Annotated in this window: 16 protein-coding genes; 7 read left to right on the top strand and 9 right to left on the bottom strand. The window is 71.7% G+C overall.

Annotated elements, in window-relative coordinates; all coding sequences use genetic code 11:
• Positions 1-315 precede the first annotated feature (315 nt).
• The 8 genes from ABZ562_RS16145 to ABZ562_RS16110 form a co-directional block, all read right to left on the bottom strand.
• Complete coding sequence (locus tag ABZ562_RS16145; protein WP_055557418.1) at positions 316-1,056, bottom strand: TetR family transcriptional regulator; 741 nt, start codon at positions 1,054-1,056, stop codon at positions 316-318.
• A 497-nt stretch (positions 1,057-1,553) separates the two neighbouring features.
• Complete coding sequence (locus ABZ562_RS16140; protein WP_361479042.1) at positions 1,554-2,360, bottom strand: ABC transporter ATP-binding protein; 807 nt, start codon at positions 2,358-2,360, stop codon at positions 1,554-1,556.
• Positions 2,353-3,285 carry an ABC transporter permease gene (locus ABZ562_RS16135; protein WP_055557416.1) on the bottom strand — a complete coding sequence of 311 codons (933 nt, stop codon included), beginning with the start codon at positions 3,283-3,285 and terminating at the stop codon, positions 2,353-2,355. Before ABZ562_RS16135 ends, ABZ562_RS16140 begins: the two co-directional genes overlap by 8 nt.
• Before the next feature lie 80 nt (positions 3,286-3,365).
• On the bottom strand, positions 3,366-4,238 hold the full coding sequence (locus tag ABZ562_RS16130) for a glycosyltransferase (RefSeq protein WP_055557474.1): 873 nt from the start codon (positions 4,236-4,238) through the stop codon (positions 3,366-3,368).
• A gap of 11 nt (positions 4,239-4,249) precedes the next feature.
• A complete protein-coding gene (locus ABZ562_RS16125; protein ID WP_361479037.1) occupies positions 4,250-5,041 on the bottom strand; it encodes a CDP-alcohol phosphatidyltransferase family protein in 792 nt (263 codons plus the stop codon).
• Complete coding sequence (locus ABZ562_RS16120; RefSeq protein ID WP_361479034.1) at positions 5,007-6,080, bottom strand: iron-containing alcohol dehydrogenase family protein; 1,074 nt, start codon at positions 6,078-6,080, stop codon at positions 5,007-5,009. Before ABZ562_RS16120 ends, ABZ562_RS16125 begins: the two co-directional genes overlap by 35 nt.
• A complete protein-coding gene (locus ABZ562_RS16115) occupies positions 6,068-6,805 on the bottom strand; it encodes a phosphocholine cytidylyltransferase family protein (protein WP_361479031.1) in 738 nt (245 codons plus the stop codon). The genes ABZ562_RS16120 and ABZ562_RS16115 overlap by 13 nt, the downstream gene beginning before the upstream one ends.
• Positions 6,802-8,736 carry a DUF5941 domain-containing protein gene (locus ABZ562_RS16110; RefSeq protein WP_361479345.1) on the bottom strand — a complete coding sequence of 645 codons (1,935 nt, stop codon included), beginning with the start codon at positions 8,734-8,736 and terminating at the stop codon, positions 6,802-6,804. The genes ABZ562_RS16115 and ABZ562_RS16110 overlap by 4 nt, the downstream gene beginning before the upstream one ends.
• Before the next feature lie 280 nt (positions 8,737-9,016).
• On the opposite strand from ABZ562_RS16110, the gene galE reads away from it, so the two are divergent.
• From galE to idi, 3 genes are all read left to right on the top strand, one after another.
• Positions 9,017-9,988 (top strand): UDP-glucose 4-epimerase GalE, encoded by a 972-nt coding sequence (galE, locus tag ABZ562_RS16105; protein ID WP_361479028.1) that lies wholly within the window; start codon positions 9,017-9,019, stop codon positions 9,986-9,988.
• 289 nt (positions 9,989-10,277) lie between these two features.
• Complete coding sequence (locus ABZ562_RS16100; protein WP_361479025.1) at positions 10,278-11,189, top strand: cation diffusion facilitator family transporter; 912 nt, start codon at positions 10,278-10,280, stop codon at positions 11,187-11,189.
• Positions 11,190-11,244: 55 nt separating this feature from the next.
• Positions 11,245-11,856 carry an isopentenyl-diphosphate Delta-isomerase gene (gene idi, locus ABZ562_RS16095; RefSeq protein WP_361479022.1) on the top strand — a complete coding sequence of 204 codons (612 nt, stop codon included), beginning with the start codon at positions 11,245-11,247 and terminating at the stop codon, positions 11,854-11,856.
• Here idi and ABZ562_RS16090 read toward each other — a convergent pair.
• Positions 11,789-12,388: an ATP-binding protein gene (locus tag ABZ562_RS16090; protein WP_361479019.1), complete on the bottom strand. Its 600-nt coding sequence runs from the start codon at positions 12,386-12,388 to the stop codon at positions 11,789-11,791. The two genes, idi and ABZ562_RS16090, sit on opposite strands and share 68 nt — an antisense overlap.
• A gap of 257 nt (positions 12,389-12,645) precedes the next feature.
• Between ABZ562_RS16090 and ABZ562_RS16085 the strand changes: the two genes are divergently transcribed.
• From ABZ562_RS16085 to ABZ562_RS16070, 4 genes are all read left to right on the top strand, one after another.
• A complete protein-coding gene (locus ABZ562_RS16085; protein WP_361479016.1) occupies positions 12,646-13,404 on the top strand; it encodes an enoyl-CoA hydratase/isomerase family protein in 759 nt (252 codons plus the stop codon).
• Positions 13,405-13,483: 79 nt separating this feature from the next.
• A complete protein-coding gene (locus ABZ562_RS16080) occupies positions 13,484-14,347 on the top strand; it encodes a hypothetical protein (RefSeq protein ID WP_361479013.1) in 864 nt (287 codons plus the stop codon).
• 200 nt (positions 14,348-14,547) lie between these two features.
• Positions 14,548-14,691 carry an LPFR motif small protein gene (locus ABZ562_RS16075; RefSeq protein ID WP_361479010.1) on the top strand — a complete coding sequence of 48 codons (144 nt, stop codon included), beginning with the start codon at positions 14,548-14,550 and terminating at the stop codon, positions 14,689-14,691.
• Between the two features lie 118 nt (positions 14,692-14,809).
• Positions 14,810-17,203, top strand: coding sequence for a Tex family protein (locus ABZ562_RS16070; protein ID WP_361479007.1), 2,394 nt, complete (start codon positions 14,810-14,812; stop codon positions 17,201-17,203).
• Positions 17,204-17,438: the final 235 nt, after the last annotated feature.

The following is a 17,438-nucleotide window of genomic DNA, read 5'->3' as shown; positions in this document are numbered from 1 at the left end:
TGGACAGCCAGGCGTACGGGCGAGGGCCAGGACGCCGCGCGGATCCCGGTGACCGGGGCCCGTGGGCGTACTGAAAATGGGCCGTGGAGCCAATGCCGTCACATCCCCCGTTCTACACCGGTTGCCAGGGTCGGCACGATCCGGACACGCCGCGCCGACATGTCAAGGGTGTCCGGCCGGACACCCCCGAACAGGTGACAGCCGCACACGTCCGAGATGATCCGGTTGGGCATTGCCACAGCTTACGCCCCTCGGCGCACACGCGTACGGGGCCACACCCCGGGCGACGCCCCCGAGGACCGCCCGCCGACCGGGTCAGGCGGCCTCGTCGTAGAACTCGGTGATGTCCAGCATGGTGCACAGGTCGCGCAGCTCGAACTCGAAGAACGACTGCCCCTCCGAGAGCCCGAACGACATGTGTCCCAGCGCCTCCATGGAGATCACCCCGTACAGCCGCGCCCAGCAGCGCAGCATGACGGCGATGGCGCCCGGCGGCATGTCCACACCCTGGTCCTCGCTGAGCGCCCCGAGCTGACGGGCCAGCGCCGGATCCAGCTCCTGCTCCTCGGGGGCCGGGAAGCCCCGCACCCGCCACAGGTCGGAGACCAGGTCGGAGAAGACGGACCCGAAGACCCAGCCCATGGTGCGCTCCGGCTTGGTCTCCTCGCGCCCGAGGCCCGGGGCCCAGGGTCCGAGGATGAGGCCGAACTCATGCGGGTGCTTGATGGCCCAGACGCGCAGCGCCCGGGCGCCGCCGATCAGTCTGCGACCGGGCTCGCCCTCGGGGAGCTGCCCGATGACCCCGCGCATGTAGCGGGCCATTTCCGCGAAGATGTCCACCCGCAGCTGCAGGATCAGCGCGTCCCGGCTGCTGAAGTAGCGGTAGACGGCCGGCGCGGTCATGCCCATCTCCCGCGCGATGGCCCGGATGGTCACATTCTCCGGGCCCTCCTGAACCAGGAGCGTCCGGGCGACGTCCTTGATTTCGCGGATGGTCGCAATGCGCAACCGCTCACGCCGTGAGTACGGTGCGACGTGCGCTTCCCCTGGCGACACGCGTCCCCCTCCCTCATACCCCGCCGCTCGGCAACCCGGCGTACACGCACACGATACAGCGCCTCCGTTTAGTGAACAGCGGCAGCGGCGGTACCTCTGCGTCACCTTCGGTTCGCGCGCGGCCCACCGGGAGACCGTGCGACCGCGGCCGGAACCGAGGGACGGCCGGTCGGCGGCCTGCCGCGGCGCCCCGGGACGGTCCGGACGGCCCGTCCGCGCCCTGGCGACAGGGCGAAATTCCACCTGGCGGACGTGTGTTCACCAGGTCCCTCCCCCGATACGGAACACAGCTTCCGCTTTTCCCGCGCCGATCGACCGGATCGCCATGGTGCTCAATTCCCGGCAGCAGTCGCACGCGTCACCCCCCGTAAGTCCGATGGACCATTCTGACCACCACCTTAGTCGGGCAGGGTGACAGTGCGTGAGCTTTTCCACAGGACGGGTGCATACAGAAGGGCCGGAGCCGCCCCGCGGCCCCGGCCCCTCCCGGTTTTCGGCTACTTGCCGGTTTCCTTCTCGTAGGCCTTGATGACCTCGTCCGTCGGCCCGTCCATCAGCAGCTCGCCCTTCTCCAGCCACAGCACCCGGTCGCAGGTGTCCCGGATGGACTTGTTGTTGTGGCTGACGAGGAAGACCGTTCCGGCGTCCTTGCGCAGCTCCCGGATGCGGGCCTCGGAGCGCTTCTGGAACTTCCGGTCACCGGTGGCCAGGGCCTCGTCGATCATCAGGACGTCGTGGTCCTTGGCCGCCGCGATGGAGAAGCGGAGGCGGGCCGCCATGCCGGAGGAGTAGGTGCGCATCGGGAGGGTGATGAAGTCGCCCTTCTCGTTGATGCCCGAGAAGTCCACGATGTCCGCATACCGCTCGCGGATCTGCTCGCGCGACATCCCCATGGCCAGACCGCCCAGAATGACGTTCCGCTCACCGGTGAGGTCGTTCATCAGGGCCGCGTTGACGCCGAGCAACGACGGCTGGCCGTCGGTGTAGACGCTGCCGCGCTCGGCGGGCAGGAGGCCCGCCACGGCCTTGAGGAGGGTCGACTTGCCGGATCCGTTGGAGCCGATGAGGCCGATCGACTCACCCTTGTAGGCCACGAAGGTGACGCCGCGCACGGCGTGCACCTCGCGCATACCGGGGGCGCCCTTGCGGCGCAGGATGCGGCTCAGCGCGGCGGTGGCGCTGCCACGGCCCTTGGGGCCGCCGTTGACGCGGTAGACGATGTGCACGTCGTCGGCGATGACGGTGGGCACGCGGGCCTCGGCGGGCGCGGCCCGCTCGACGGTTTCGAGTGTCTGCTCAGCCACGGCCGTACTGCTCCTCTGCCTTCCAGAAGTACACGAAACCCCCGACGCCGAAGAGCACCGCCCAGCCCAGGGCGAACGACCAGACGTGCGGCGGCAGGGCCTCGGGCATGCCGTCGATCAGCGCGTACCGCATCAGATCCATGTAGACCGCCGCCGGGTTCGCCAGCAGAACGTCGGAGACCCAGGAGTGCGCTCCCGCCTTCTGGAGCATGTGCTCCAACGGGTACATCACGCCGGAGGCGTACATCCACGTGCGCAGGATGAACGGCAGCAACTGTGCCAGGTCCGGCGTCTTGGCGCCCATCCGGGCCATGATCAGGGCGAGACCGGTGTTGAAGACGAACTGGAGCGCCAGGGCCGGGATGACCAGGAGCCACGAGAAGTCCGGGAAGTGCCCGAAGCCCAGCAGGACCACGACCAGCACGATCATCGAGAACAGCAGCTGCTGGAGCTGCTGGAGCGAGAAGGAGATCGGGAGCGAGGCCCGCGGGAAGTGCAGGGCCCGCACCAGACCCAGGTTCCCGGAAATCGCCCGCACTCCGGCCATGGCGGAGTTCTGCGAGAAGGTGAAGACGAACACCCCCGTCACCAGGAACGGGATGTACTGCTCGTTCCCCATGCCGCCCCTGCCGCCCAGCAGCAGGCCGAAGATGAAGAAGTACACCGCCGCGTTCAGCAGCGGCGTCGCCACCTGCCACAGCTGACCCAGCTTCGCCTGGCTGTACTGGGCAGTGAGCTTGGCCTGCGAAAAGGCCAGGATGAAGTGACGCCGGCCCCACATCTGGCGGATGTACTCGCCGAGGCCCACCCGGGCACCGCTGACCGACAGGCCGTACTTCTTCGCCAGCTCGGCGGGGGACAGGCCGTCGTCGGGTGATGGCGGGGCACTCACGGCGACCGCACTGTCGTGCGTAGTCTCGCTCACAGTTGACACTTTCGTCTTCAGGGTGCGCTGAGCGGGGCCGCGCCCCGGGTCGCGCTCGATGCGTATCTGATACGAGCTTGTCAGATGACAGGAGGTCGGCCCAGTCGGGTCAGGCGCCATACCGTACGCCACTTCATGGGCCGCCGTGGACCACAAGGGGTCTTCCAGCCTTCCCGGAACCCTCCCAACCAGGCACGAAGCGCGGTCCTGGACGGACGCCTGGCCAGTGTGAGCAGCAGCCAGACGCCCAGGTACACGGGTACGAGCAGGGCCGGAAGGTTACGCCGGGCCAGCCAGACCCGGTTGCGCGCGACCATGCGGTGGTAGACCGCGTGCCTGCTGGGCGCGGTGGTCGGGTGGTACAGCACCATGTCCGACCGGTAGTCGATCATCCATCCGGCATCCAGCGCCCGCCAGGCCAGATCGGTCTCCTCATGGGCGTAGAAGAAGTCGTCCGGCAACCCGCCGACCTGCTGGAACACCACGGTGCGGACCGCGTTGGCACCGCCGAGGAAGGTGGTGACCCGCGAGGAGCGCATCGGGTCGGCGGCGCGCAGCCGGGGCACATGGCGGCGCTGGGTGACGCCCGTGTCGGGGTCGGCGATACGGAAGGAGATGATGCCCAGCTCCGGGTCGGCGGCGAACGCCGCACGGCACAGCTCGGCCGTGTCGGTGCCCGGCAGCAGCCCGTCGTCGTCGAGGAACAGCAGGACGTCGACGTCGCGGCCGCCCGGTCCGAACGCCTCGATGCCGACGTTGCGCCCCGCCGGGATGCCCACGTTCTCGGGCAGCTCGATGGTCCGTACGCCCTCGGGGAGCGCCGGAAGGGGCGAGCCGTTGCCCACGACGACCACCTCGATCGGATCGCCGTCCTGCTTGGCGACCGAGTCGAGCAGCGCGCGCAGCTCCTCGGGGCGGTTGCCCATCGTCAGGACAACCGCTCCGACCCTCATCGTGCCGCCCGTCACTTGAGCCTGCTCGACGCGAGGATGGACACGAGGTGAAGCAGGGTTTGCAGCACGGCGATACCGGCCAGTACGGCTACGCCCAGCCGGGTGAAGAACAGGTCGCCGCGCACCTGGTCCACGATCGCCAGCACGAGGATGAGCAGCGACGCCTCGATGCCGAGGATCAGCCGGTGGAATTTCAGCGCCCCGGCCGCCCTGCGGGCCAGCGCCATACCGGAGGAGCGCGGCTCGGAGGCCGCCTCCTTGACCGGCGGCAGACCGCCCTGGTGCCGGGCGACCCCGACGAGGTCGGTCTCGGCCTTGATCAGGATGGCGCCGAGCGCGGCGAGGGTGCCGAGGAACGCCCACAGCCAGTCGATCCGCCCCGAGCCCCACAGGTCGGCGGCGCGCAGACCGAAGCCGACGAGCACCGCGGCGTCGCACAGGTAGGCGCCGACCCGGTCCAGATACACACCGCCCAGCGAGAACTGCTTCTTCCAACGGGCTATCTCGCCGTCGACGCAGTCCAGCAGCAGGTAGAGCTGGACCATCAGCACCCCGAGCACGGCGCCCGCGATCCCCGGCACCAGCAGGGCCGGGGCGGCGAGGACGCCGAAGACGGTCATCAGATACGTCAGCTGGTTGGGCGTGACCCGCGTGTTCACCAGGTACCGGTCGCAGCGCAGCGAGATCTCCCGCATGTACAGGCGCCCGGCCCAGTGCTCACCGCTCCGCCGGTCCTTCACCCCCGCGGGGTGAACGACCGGGCGGAGTTCAGCCACTGATGGCTTGACTGACTGCTTTGGCATAGTCGGCGTATGCGTCCCTGATCGCGTCGGATGAGAGGTCGAGGTGCTCGAGGATCGTGTAGCGCCCGGGGCGGGTCTTCGGCGCGTACTCCACGACCTGGACGAACTCGTCCACGGTGAAGCCGATCTCCTCGGGCAGCACCGGAAGACCGTGCCGGTGCAGCACTTCGGCCATGAACGCCGACTGCTCGTGCTCCCCGCGCAGGTACATCGCGAACGCCCCGCCAAGACCGCACTGCTCGCCGTGGCTCGCCGCGCGCTTGGGGAACATGAGGTCGAAGGCGTGGTTGATCTCGTGGCAGGCGCCGGAGGCCGGACGGGAGTCGCCCGCGACCGACATCGAGATGCCGGTGAGGACCAGGCCCTCGGCCAGCACCTGCAGGAAGCTGTCGTCGCCGACGCCGCCGGGGTGGCGCAGCACGGCCTCGCCCGCCTGGCGTGCCATGGCGGCGGCGAGTCCGTCGATCTGCTCGCCGGTCTCGCGGTGGGACAGCTCCCAGTCCGCGACCGCGGAGATGTTGGAGAGCGCGTCGCCGATGCCGGAGCGGACGAAGCGGACCGGGGCCTCGCGGATCACATCGAGGTCGATGACCACGGCGATCGGGTTCGGCACGCCGTACGAGCCGCGGCCCGCGTCGTTGTCGAGGGTCGCGACCGGTGAGCACAGACCGTCGTGCGAGAGGTTCGTGGCGACGGCCACCAGCGGGAGGCCGATGCGCGCCGCGGCGAACTTCGCACAGTCGATGATCTTGCCGCCGCCGAGCCCCACGACCGCGTCGTAGTGCCCGGACTTCATCCGGTCGGCGAGCTTGATCGCGTCATCGAGGGTGCCGCCGCCCACCTCGTACCAGCTCGCGCCCGGCAGCGCCGGGGCCAGCCGCTCGCGCAGCAGGGCCCCGGAGCCGCCGCTGATCGCGACGGCGAGCTTGCCGGAGGACGAGATCCGCTGGTCGGCCAGGACGTCCGCCAGGTCGTCCAGGGCGCCCGCGCGGATGTCGACGACGAGCGGCGAGGGGATGAGCCTCGTCAGTACTGGCACGCGATCTCACGGCCCTTCGCCAGGTCGTCATGGTTGTCGATCTCGACCCACTTGACGTCGCCGATCGGGGCCACGTCGACCTTGAAGCCGCGGTTGACCAGCTCCTGGTAGCCGTCCTCGTAGTAGAGGTCGGGGTCGCGCTCGAAGGTGGTCTTCAGCGCGTCGGCGAGGTCGGCCGCGGCGTCGCCCTCGATGAGGGTGACGCCGATGTACTCGCCGGTCGCCTCGGCCGGGTCCATCAGCTTGGTGATCTTCTGGACGCCCTTGGCGGGGTCCGCGACGACCTTCATCTCCTCGTCGGCGAGCTGCTTCACCGTGTCGAGCGCGAGGATGATCTTCTGGCCGTTGCCCTGCGCGGCGAGCAGGGTCTTCTCGACGGAGACCGGGTGCACGGTGTCGCCGTTGGCGAGGATCACAGTGTGCTTGATCGCGTCACGCGCGCACCACAGGGAGTAGGCGTTGTTCCACTCCTCGGCCTTGTCGTTGTCGATCAGGGTGAGCTTGAGGCCGTACTTCTGCTCCAGGGCCTCCTTGCGCTCGTACACCGCCTCCTTGCGGTAGCCGACCACGATCGCGACCTCGGTCAGGCCGACCTCCGCGAAGTTGCCGAGGGTCAGGTCGAGGACGGTGGTCTCACCGTCGACCGGCACCAGGGCCTTGGGGAGGGTGTCGGTGTAGGGGCGCAGACGCCGTCCGGCGCCGGCCGCCAGCACGAGGCCGATCATGCGGGTTCTCCTGTTTCGTCGTGGACAGCGGGTGCTCCGGAGGACACCCAGAAGCGGATGCTCTCGATGAGCACCGTCAGCGCGATGACCACGGCGAGCGCGGTCAGCGCGATGGTGAAACCTTGGTTCGGGCCGCCCTGGCTCCGGCCGTGCAGCAGCGCGGCGATGGCCGTGACCACCAGGATCCGCCCCTCGTGCCCGCCGATCGCCCGCACCAGCCCGTGCGGGGGCGCCCCGGTGCCGCCGCGGATGCGGTACACCGTGTCGTAGTGATGGTAGGCGACGGCCGCCACCAGCCCGAAAGCAGCGGGCAATGCTCCGTTCATCTGCGAGCGGGCGGCGAGGATGAGGACGGTCCCGTACTCGGCCGCCCGGAACAGCGGCGGCACCAGCCAGTCCAGCGGGCCCTTCAGCGGTGCGGCGACGGCGCAGCCCGCGAGGACGGCGTAGAGCGCGGCGCCCGCGACGGCGAGCCAGGAGCCGTACGGCAGCGCGGCGGCGCCGGCGACGAGCAGCGCGGCGCCGAGGGCGGCCGCGACCGGTGCCAGATAGCCGCGGGAGCTACGGGCGGTCGCCTTGGCGACCAGCTCGGCGAGCGGGCCGGAGTCCGCGAGGTCGGCCAGGGCCCGCGCGGCCCGGTCGGTGCGCCGCGCCTTGCGGGTGAGCGAGCGCAGCACCCGCCCGGCGGTGGTGTAGCAGGCGGCCAGGGCGCAGCCGATGAGCAGGACGGAGAAGGTGATGCGGGGTGTGGTGAGCGCGGTCAGCACGGCGATCATCGCCCAGCGCTCGCCGATCGGCAGCACGATCATGCGCCGCACCCAGACCGTCCAGCCGACGCTGTTGAGGCGGTCGGAGAGGGCGGCGGTGGGGCTGCTGTTGCCGGTGGCGTCGTGGTTGGCCTCGTTGAAGGAGAAGTCCACGACATGGCGGCAGCTCTGGAGCACCATCGCGCCGAGCGCGAGCGCCCATACGTCGTCACCGCCGGGGGCGTTGGCCGCGCCGAGGGCGAGACCCGCGTAGTACGCGTACTCCTTGGCCCGGTCGAACGTGGCGTCCAGCCAGGCGCCGAGGGTGGAGTACTGCAGCGAGTAACGGGCCAGCTGGCCGTCGGTGCAGTCGAGGACGAACGAGGCGATCAGCAGCACCCCGGCCGCGACGAACCCGGGCCGGGTGCCGGTGGCGGCGCAGCCCGCCGCGATGAGGGCGGTGAGCAGGGAGGCGGTGGTGACCTGGTTGGGCGTCAGTCCGCGGCGGGCGCACCAGCGGGCGATGTAGCGGGAGTAGGGGCTGATGCAGAAGGTCGTGAAGAAGCCGTCCCGCGCCTTCACGGCGCTGCGCAGCCGCACCTGCTCCTCGTCCACGGAGGCGGTCCGCGCCAGCGCCGCCCTCCGCCGCTCCTCGTCCGCGGGCACGGTGGCGACGAGCACGCCCAGCTCGGGCCGGTGCGGGGGGACGTCTTCGGCGTCGAGGGCGGCGGCGATGTCGTCCACGAGGGAGGGCGTACGGGCCTCCGCCGCTTCCCCGGTGTCCGTTTCCTCGGCGCTGCCGACCGTGGCCACCTGCCCGGCGGCCGTGGCCGCGGCGGCCGCGGGCGCCGGAGTGCGCTCGGCCTGCCCGGCGGCGCCGGGGGCGGCCGCGGCGGCCGTCACCGCGCGGGCCAACGCGGCCCGGGCTTCCGGCTGCGCCGTCAGCGCGCCGGGCACGGCGGCCGCGGGGAAGCGGGGGTCGGTCAGCGCCAGGCGGAGGGCGTGGCCGTGGCCGACGAAACGGGGATCGACGAGGGCCACCCGCTCACGCGGCGGGACGGCGGCCAGCTCCGTCGCCACCCCGGCCGGGTCGATCGCCGTGCGCACGTCGAAACCCAGCGACCGCAGGTCGTCCTGGAGAGACGAGCCGGCGACCGGGGCACCGGTGAGAATCGCGGTCGACAGACGAACTCACTCCTTGGCAGCTGACATGGTGACCGCGCCGCTCTGGCACAGGCCTGGAACCCTGGAGCCCTGAGGGGACAGCGGGCATCGCGCATCCCGGTCCCGGGTGGGGCGGGCGGCGTGTCGGCAGAGGCTATCGGATCGATGGAAGCGACCGTTCACCGCGCATTCACCACACGATCGGGGGAACGACCGCTTCCGCGCGCCGCCGATCATCATGGTGGATGGCGTGTCCCCTCGACAAACGGGCGCCGCCCTGACCTGTGGATAGGGTGCCGTCATGACGTGGCTGATCACAGGTGGTGCCGGATATATCGGGTCGCATGTCGTACGGGCCATGGCCCGGGCGGGCGAGCGGGTGGCCGTGCTCGACGACATCTCCAGCGGAATCCCCGGGCGGCTGCCCGAGGACGTTCCGCTCGTGCGCGGCTCCACCCTGGACCGTGAGCTGCTGGACCGTACGTTCGCGGAGCTGGACATCACCGGTGTGGTGCATCTCGCGGCGAAGAAGCAGGTCGGGGAGTCCGTCGAGCAGCCGCTGCGGTACTACCGGGAGAATGTGCACGGTCTCACGGTGCTGCTGGAGGCCGTGACCGCCGCCGGGATCGGCAGCTTCCTCTTCTCCTCCTCCGCCGCCGTCTACGGCATGCCGGATGTGGAACTGGTCACCGAGGACACCCCGTGTGTGCCGATCAACCCGTACGGGGAGACCAAGCTGACCGGAGAATGGCTGGTCAGGGCCGTGGGAGCGGCGCATTCGGTGTCGACGGCCTGTCTGCGCTACTTCAATGTGGCGGGCGCCACGGGACCCGAGCTGGCCGACACCGGAGTGTTCAACATCATCCCGATGATGTTCGAGCGGATCACCCACGGGGAGGCCCCGAGGATCTTCGGTGACGACTACGCGACCCCGGACGGCACCTGTATCCGCGACTACATCCACGTCGAGGACCTGGCCTCCGCCCATCTCGCCGTGGCCCGCCGCCTGGCCGCGCGGCCGGGCGCGGGCGATCTGACGGTGAACATCGGCACCGGTCAGGGCGTCTCGGTGCGCGAGATGGCCGACCTGATCGCCGAGGTCACCGGCCATCCCGAGCTCACGCCCGTGGTCGGGCCCCGCCGCCCGGGCGACCCGGCCCGGGTCGTCGGATCGACCGAACTGATCAGCAAGGAGCTGGGCTGGGCCGCCCGGCACGACGTGCGCGCGATGGTGGAGTCCGCCTGGGAGGGCTGGTGCCTCCACCACCCGTAGGGGGTGTCTTTCGGATCAGGCCGGATCAGGGAGCGGGGTCTGGGGCGTGCGATCGCAAGGCGGAGGAGGAGAGCGCAGCGGCGCTGCGTGCGACGACGACAACGCGGCGAGCGTGCGTGCCAGGGCTCGCGAGCCCGGCATGATCCGGAAGGCACCCCCTGGGCCCGCCGGGGCTGACCCCGGCCCCCGCCACGGGAGGCCCCGGACGGCGGTACGACCCGCCCGGGCCATGGCCCCGGCGTAGTTCACTGGGGACAGGGGCCGCCCGGGGCAGGAGGGCCGTACCGACATGGGCGCAGGTCATGACCACCGCACCGCGGGCGCCGGGCATCGGTGGCGGCTGCGGATCGCGCTCGTCGTCACCCTCACCGTGATGGTCGTGGAGATCGTCGGCGGGCTGCTCGCCGACTCACTCGCGCTGCTGGCGGACGCCGGGCACATGGCCACCGACGCGCTCGGCCTGGCCATGTCGCTGCTGGCGATCCACTTCGCGGGGCGCCCGCCCAGCCCGCGGCGTACGTACGGATACGCGCGCGCCGAGATCCTGGCGGCGCTGGGGAACTGTCTGCTGCTGTTCGGGGTCGGCGGCTACATCCTCTGCGAGGCGGTGCTGCGCTTCCTCCACCCCGCCGCCACCCAGGGCCGCCTGGTGATCGTCTTCGGGGCGGTCGGGCTGGCCGCGAACCTGGTGTCGCTGGCCCTGCTGCGCGGCGGGCAGCGGGAGAGCCTGAATGTGCGGGGCGCGTTCCTGGAGGTGCTGGCGGACGCCCTGGGGTCGGTCGCGGTGCTGGTGTCGGCGGGGATCATCCTCGCCACGGGGTGGCAGGCGGCCGACCCGATCGCCTCGCTCGGGATCGCGCTCATGATCGTGCCGCGTACGTACACCCTGCTCCGGGAGACGCTGAACGTCCTCCTGGAGGCGGCGCCACGGGATGTCGACATGGCCGCGGTGCGCGCCCACATCCTCGCCCTGCCCGGTGTGGAGGGGCTGCACGATCTCCATGTGTGGACGATCACCTCCGGGATGCCGGTGCTCTCCGCGCATGTGGTGGTCGGCCGGCCGGTGCTCGACGCGGTGGGCCATGAGCGGCTGTTGCACGATCTCCAGGGATGTCTGGGGGCGCATTTCGACGTCGCGCACTGCACGTTTCAGCTGGAACCGGGTGGACATGCTGATCACGAAGCCCGGCTGTGCCAGTGACACGTGCATGCGTGCGGCAGACTTGGGGGCCAACGTCGTAACTATGAGGACGGTCATGCCGATCACACCCGCCAACGGCCCTTCCGCCGAGACCGCCGCGCCCTCCGCGCCGAACGGCTCGACGGAATCGATCATGCTCGAACTGGTCGATGAGGATGGCACCACGATCGGCACCGAGGAGAAGCTCACGGCACATCAGGCTCCCGGGCAGCTGCACCGGGCGTTCTCCGTCTTCCTCTTCGACGAGCAGGGACGGCTGCTGCTCCAGCGGCGCGCCCTGGGCAAATACCACTCCCCCGGCGTCTGGTCGAACACCTGCTGCGGCCATCCGTACCCCGGTGAGCCGCCGTTCGTGGCCGCGGCCCGCCGCACCGGCGAGGAGCTGGGCATCGCGCCCGCGCTGCTCGGCGAGGCGGGCACGGTCCGCTACAACCACCCGGACCCGGCCTCGGGTCTGGTCGAGCAGGAGTACAACCACCTGTTCGTCGGGCTGCTCAAGGAGACGCCGCGGCCCGATCCGCAGGAGATCGGCGAGACGGCCTTCGTCACACCGGACGAGCTGACGAAGCTGCACGCGGAGGGCCCGTTCTCCGCGTGGTTCATGACCGTGCTGGACGCGGCCCGGCCGGCGATCCGGGAGCTGACCGGGGCGGCCGCAGGCTGGTGAGCGGCCCGCCGGGCACCGGGCCGGACACGGAGCCGGACACCGGGCCGGGAGCGGCGGGGGTCAGCGGCAGGGCGGCCCAGACCGCCTTGCCGCCGCTGGCCGTGTGATCCACGTCGTATGTCCCCCCCGACTCCTCCGCGATCGCCCGCACCAGCAGCAGCCCGCGGCCGCCGGTCCGCCCCTGGTCCGCCTCCAGCTCCAGGGGCCTGGGCCGGTAGGGATGGTTGTCCTCCACGGCGATCCGCACCCAGCCCCGGCCGATCGACACCTCGACGGCGATCTGCGGGGAGAGCAGCGCCGCGTGCCGCACCGCGTTGGTGACCAGCTCGGAGACGATCAGCAGCAGATTCGGCACCAGATCGCCGTGCCCGCACACCCCCTGATGGGCCAGCAGATCGCGCACCGCGTGCCGGGCCTGCGGTACGGAGGACTCCAGGGCCGGAGCGGTGAACCGCCACGCCCCCTCGCCGACCGCCGGTCCGCGCGGCGGGGCGTGCCCCGGTTCGGAGGGGACTCTCCCGACGATCTCCATGCCCGACACCCACCCATCGCCACGGCTCGACCTCTCGGATCGAGTGTCAGGAATGGTCTGGTACGGGCCGAGGGAGTGACCACAACTGTTTAGTTATCGACCGCTTTTGTTCGTTGGCGTATGCCAGAGTCACTCGCTCGACTGTTCCTGCCCGTCTGGATGACGCCCCCTGGCGCCTATGGCTCGACCCCGGCCTCGTGCCCCGGTCTCGTGGCCCCGGACGGGAGGGCGCGCACCGCCCGGATACGATCCGCCGCATGGAGCCCTGTCTGCGGCACGAGGTCACGGACGGCATAGCGACCGTCGTCATCCGCAATCCCGCCAAGCGCAACGCGCTCACCCCCGCCATGTGGCGGGCGCTGCCCCCGCTGCTCGACGGGCTCGCGGCCGACCCCGCCGTACGGGCGCTCGTGCTCACCGGCCACGGGGACACCTTCTGCGCGGGCGCCGACATCGGTTCGCTGAGCGCGACGTACGAGGAGACGACCGGCCTCGCGCTGCCCGCCGAGGAGGCCCTGGCGGCCTTCCCCAAGCCGACGCTGGCCGCGGTGCGCGGCTACTGCGTGGGCGGCGGCTGCCAGCTGGCGGCCGCCTGCGACCTGCGGTTCGCCGAGGAGGGCGCGCTCTTCGGGATCACCCCGGCCAAGCTCGGGATCGTCTACTCCCCCGGCTCCACCCGGCGGCTGGTGGAGCTGACCGGACCGGCCGCCGCCAAGTACCTGCTGTTCTCGGGCGAGCTGATCGACACCGCGCGGGCGCTGCGCACCGGGCTGGTCGACGAGGTGCTGCCGGCCGGCGGGCTCGACAAGCGGGTCGAGGAGTTCACCCGGGTGCTGGTGTCCCGCTCGCGGCTGACGCAGGCGGCGGCCAAGGAGTTCGCGGCCGGGCCCGCCGACGCGGAGCGGGTCGCGTACTGGCGGGAGCAGGCGCGGGTCAGCGGGGAGGCCGGGGAGGGCATCGCCGCCTTCCTGGAGCGCCGGGCGCCCCGCTTCGGCTGGTCCCCGCCGGTCTCCTGACCGCACCGGGACCGGCCGCCCGGCCCCGGCTTCCAACCCCGGCTGCCGGCCTGCCTTACCAGCCGGTAGCGTGCGGTCCATGACCACACTTCCCCAGCACGCCGTACGGCGCTGCCACTCCGTCGTCAATCCGCTGCACTCCTGCGTCTACTTCGCCCCGGACTACGCCAACGAGCTGGCCGAACTGGGCCTGGAGGAGCGCGGCGCCGTCTACTTCGTGGGCCGTGCGGCGGCGTTCGGCCGGGTGGGCGCGGGGACCGTCACCGCGACCTTCTACAACTTCAAGCACGAGCTGGTCGCCCACCACATACCGCGGGCCTGGGACGTGGTCTCCCCCGAGGCCGCGCTGGAGGCCCGGCTGCGGGCCGCCGACTCCGTGCTGCGGCGGCTGCTGGGGGACGACGCGCTGGCGTCGAAGGAGATGGCCGAGGCGGCCGAGCTGGCGCTGCGCGCCACCGAGGCGTGTTCCCGCTCCGCGCGCCCCCTGTACGCCGCCCACGCCGACCTCCCCGTGCCCGAGGCCCCGCACCTGGCCCTGTGGCACGCCGCCACGCTGCTGCGCGAGCACCGCGGCGACACCCATCTGCTGACCCTCGTCGCCGCCGGGCTGGACGGGGTGGAGGCCATGGTCAGCCATGCGGCGACCGGCAAGGGCATGTCCCCGAAGTGGCTCCTGGCGACCCGTGGCTGGACGGCCGAGGAGCTGGCCGCCGGACAGGACCGGCTGCGCGAGCGCGGGCTGCTCGACGAGGCGGGCGAGCTGACGCGGGCGGGCCTCGACCTGCGCGAGTCCCTGGAGGACGACACGGACCGCCTCGACGCCGCCCCGTACGAGCACCTGGGCGCGGCAGGGGTGGCCCGGCTGACGGAGCTGGCCGGGGCGTTCACCACGCGGGCCCTGGAGGCGGGCGCCTTCCCGGCGGATCTCCTCGGCAAGCGCTGACGGCGCCGGCAAGCGCTGACGGCGCCCGGGACGCGGGTTTGCGCGGGGCGAGGGGGGATACCCGATTGACGAGTGATCGGCCGCCCTTTCACCGGGCGCCCAACCGCGCGCCGCGCACGCCGGCGAGTGCCCGTGCTCCGCGTACGTGCGGCGCCCGGAGGCGGCTGCCGAACCGCTCGCGACCCGATGGGAGGCATGAAGTGTTGCGTGCTGTCGCCGATGTGCTCCGCGCCATCGGATCCACGATCGCCACGGTGGTGACGCTGCCGTTCCGTGCCATTGCCCGGCTGTTCGGCGGGGCCGCCGACACGGCGGGCGGCGCGGGCCGCCGCAGGCACATCTGAGCCCCGTACGAGCCCTCGGACCCCCTCCGGGGCCCGCCGGACACGTCGTCCGTGACCGCTTCGTCAGTGCCACCTGCCACAATGCAGATGCAGTGCAGACCGAAAGCGGAGCGTGATCGTGACGACGTCCATCGAAGGCAGGATCGCCGAGGAACTCGGCGTACGGGAACGGCAGGTCAAGGCCGCCGTCGAGCTGCTCGACGGCGGCTCTACCGTGCCGTTCATCGCGCGCTACCGCAAGGAAGCGACGGAAATGCTCGACGACGCGCAGCTGCGCTCCCTGGAGGAGCGGCTGCGCTATCTGCGTGAGCTGGAGGAGCGGCGCGCCGCGATCCTCGAATCGGTGCGGTCGCAGGGAAAGCTGGACGAGGCACTGGAGGCGCAGATCCTCGCCGCCGACTCCAAGGCCCGGCTGGAGGACATCTACCTCCCCTTCAAGCCGAAGCGCCGCACGAAGGCGCAGATCGCGCGCGAGGCCGGTCTCGAACCGCTCGCCGACGGGCTGCTCGGCGACCCGACCGTGGAGCCCACGGCGGCGGCCGCCGCGTTCGTGGACACCGAGAAGGGCGTCGCGGACGCCGCCGCCGCGCTGGAGGGCGCGCGGGCGATCCTCACCGAGCGGTTCGGGGAGGACGCCGACCTCATCGGTGAGCTGCGCGAGCGCATGTGGTCGCGCGGCCGGGTCGCCACCAAGGTGCGGGAGGGCAAGGAGGAGGCCGGCGCCAAGTTCGCCGACTACTTCGACTTCGCCGAGCCCTTCACCGAGCTGCCCTCGCACCGGGTGCTGGCGATGTTCCGCGGTGAGAAGGAAGAGGTCCTGGACCTCACCCTGGAGCCGGAGGAGCCCTCCGAGGACCCCGGCCCCACCTCGTACGAGCGGTCCATCGCGCAGCGCTTCGGCATCGCCGACCGCGGCCGCCCGGCCGACAAGTGGCTGGCCGACACCGTGCGCTGGGCCTGGCGCACCCGCGTCCTGGTCCACCTCGGCATCGACCTGCGGCTGCGGCTGCGGCAGGCCGCCGAGGACGAGGCGGTGCGCGTCTTCGCCGCCAACCTCCGCGATCTGCTGCTCGCCGCCCCGGCCGGCACCCGCGCCACGATGGGTCTCGACCCCGGCTTCCGTACCGGCGTGAAGGTGGCCGTCGTCGACGCGACCGGGAAGGTGGCCGCGACCGACACGATCTATCCGCACGTCCCGCGCAACAAGTGGGACGAGTCGCTGGACCGGCTCGCCAAGCTGGCCCGGGAGCACGACGTCGAGCTGATCGCCATCGGCAACGGCACGGCGTCCCGGGAGACCGACAAGCTCGCGGGCGAGCTGTGCGGCAAGCACCCGGAGCTGAAGCTGACCAAGGTGATGGTCTCCGAGGCGGGCGCCTCCGTGTATTCCGCCTCCGCCTTCGCCTCCCAGGAGCTGCCGGACCTCGATGTCTCGCTGCGCGGTGCGGTGTCGATCGCGCGGCGGCTCCAGGACCCGCTGGCCGAGCTGGTCAAGATCGATCCGAAGTCGATCGGGGTCGGTCAGTACCAGCACGATCTGTCCGAGGTGAAGCTGTCGCGCTCGCTCGACGCGGTGGTCGAGGACTGCGTGAACGGTGTCGGGGTGGATGTCAACACCGCCTCCGCCCCGCTCCTCAGCCGGGTCTCCGGCATCGGCGCCGGGCTCGCGGAGAACATCGTCGCCCACCGCGACACCAACGGGCCCTTCCGCAGCCGCAAGGCCCTCAAGGACGTGGCCCGGCTCGGCCCCAAGGCGTACGAGCAGTGCGCGGGCTTCCTCCGCATCCGCGGCGGTGACGACCCGCTGGACGCCTCCAGCGTCCACCCCGAGGCCTACCCGGTGGTGCGCCGCATGGTCACCTCCGCGGGCGGCGATGTGGCCTCACTCATCGGCAACACGGCCACGCTGCGCGGCTTGCGGCCGGACGACTTCGTGGACGACGCCTTCGGTCTGCCGACCGTCACCGACATCCTGAAGGAGCTGGAGAAGCCGGGCCGCGACCCGCGCCCCGCCTTCAAGACGGCGACCTTCAAGGAAGGCGTCGAGAAGATCGGCGACCTGGCGTCCGGGATGATCCTGGAGGGCGTCGTCACGAACGTGGCCGCGTTCGGGGCGTTCGTGGACGTCGGGGTCCACCAGGACGGGCTGGTGCACGTCTCCGCGATGTCCAAGACGTTCGTCAAGGATCCGCGGGATGTGGTGAAGCCGGGTGACATCGTGCGGGTGAAGGTCCTCGACGTGGACATTCCGCGCAAGCGGATCTCGCTGACGCTGCGGCTGGACGACGAGGCCGCTGCCGGTGGGGGCGGCCGTTCCGACCGCTCGGACCGCTCCGAGCAGGGCGGCGGGCCCCGCCGCTCCGCCCCCAAGCAGCGCCAGGGCGGCCAGGGCGGCGGTCGCGGTTCGCGCGGCGGCCAGCGCGGCGGAGGCGGACGCGACGCGGCTCCCGCCAACGGGGCGATGGCGGACGCGCTGCGGCGGGCGGGGCTGCTGGACCCCAAGAAGCGGTAGCCGTTGCCGGGGGCGGGGGGGGGTGTTGCCCCCCCCCCCCCAAACCCGAACGGGGGGCAGGCCGCGGGCCCCCCCGCGGGGGGGTGGAGGGGGGGGGCCCCCCGGCGGGGCGCGGCGGGGGGAGCGCCCGGACCCGGTTCCGAGGCCCCGCAAGCCGAACCAACTGGGGCCGTACCCGGACCCGGGACGGGGCGGCGGCCCGGGCTGCGGGCCTCGGGTGGCGAGTCGGCTGGGC

The organism is Streptomyces sp. NPDC019937 (assembly GCF_040631655.1).
Taxonomy (GTDB): domain Bacteria; phylum Actinomycetota; class Actinomycetes; order Streptomycetales; family Streptomycetaceae; genus Streptomyces.
Note: the sequence above shows the minus strand (reverse complement) of the source record. Positions and strands in the feature narration are given on the sequence as shown.

Excerpts from the sequence above, each read along its gene's own strand:
- ABZ562_RS16130 (WP_055557474.1), bottom strand. The coding sequence starts at position 4,238 with ATGAGGGTCGGAGCGGTTGTCCTGACGATGGGCAACCGCCCCGAGGAG.
- ABZ562_RS16125 (WP_361479037.1), bottom strand. The coding sequence starts at position 5,041 with ATGCCAAAGCAGTCAGTCAAGCCATCAGTGGCTGAACTCCGCCCGGTC.
- ABZ562_RS16115 (WP_361479031.1), bottom strand. The coding sequence starts at position 6,805 with ATGATCGGCCTCGTGCTGGCGGCCGGCGCCGGACGGCGTCTGCGCCCC.
- galE (WP_361479028.1), top strand. The coding sequence starts at position 9,017 with ATGACGTGGCTGATCACAGGTGGTGCCGGATATATCGGGTCGCATGTC.
- ABZ562_RS16100 (WP_361479025.1), top strand. The coding sequence starts at position 10,278 with ATGGGCGCAGGTCATGACCACCGCACCGCGGGCGCCGGGCATCGGTGG.
- idi (WP_361479022.1), top strand. The coding sequence starts at position 11,245 with ATGCCGATCACACCCGCCAACGGCCCTTCCGCCGAGACCGCCGCGCCC.
- ABZ562_RS16090 (WP_361479019.1), bottom strand. The coding sequence starts at position 12,388 with ATGGAGATCGTCGGGAGAGTCCCCTCCGAACCGGGGCACGCCCCGCCG.
- ABZ562_RS16085 (WP_361479016.1), top strand. The coding sequence starts at position 12,646 with ATGGAGCCCTGTCTGCGGCACGAGGTCACGGACGGCATAGCGACCGTC.
- ABZ562_RS16080 (WP_361479013.1), top strand. The coding sequence starts at position 13,484 with ATGACCACACTTCCCCAGCACGCCGTACGGCGCTGCCACTCCGTCGTC.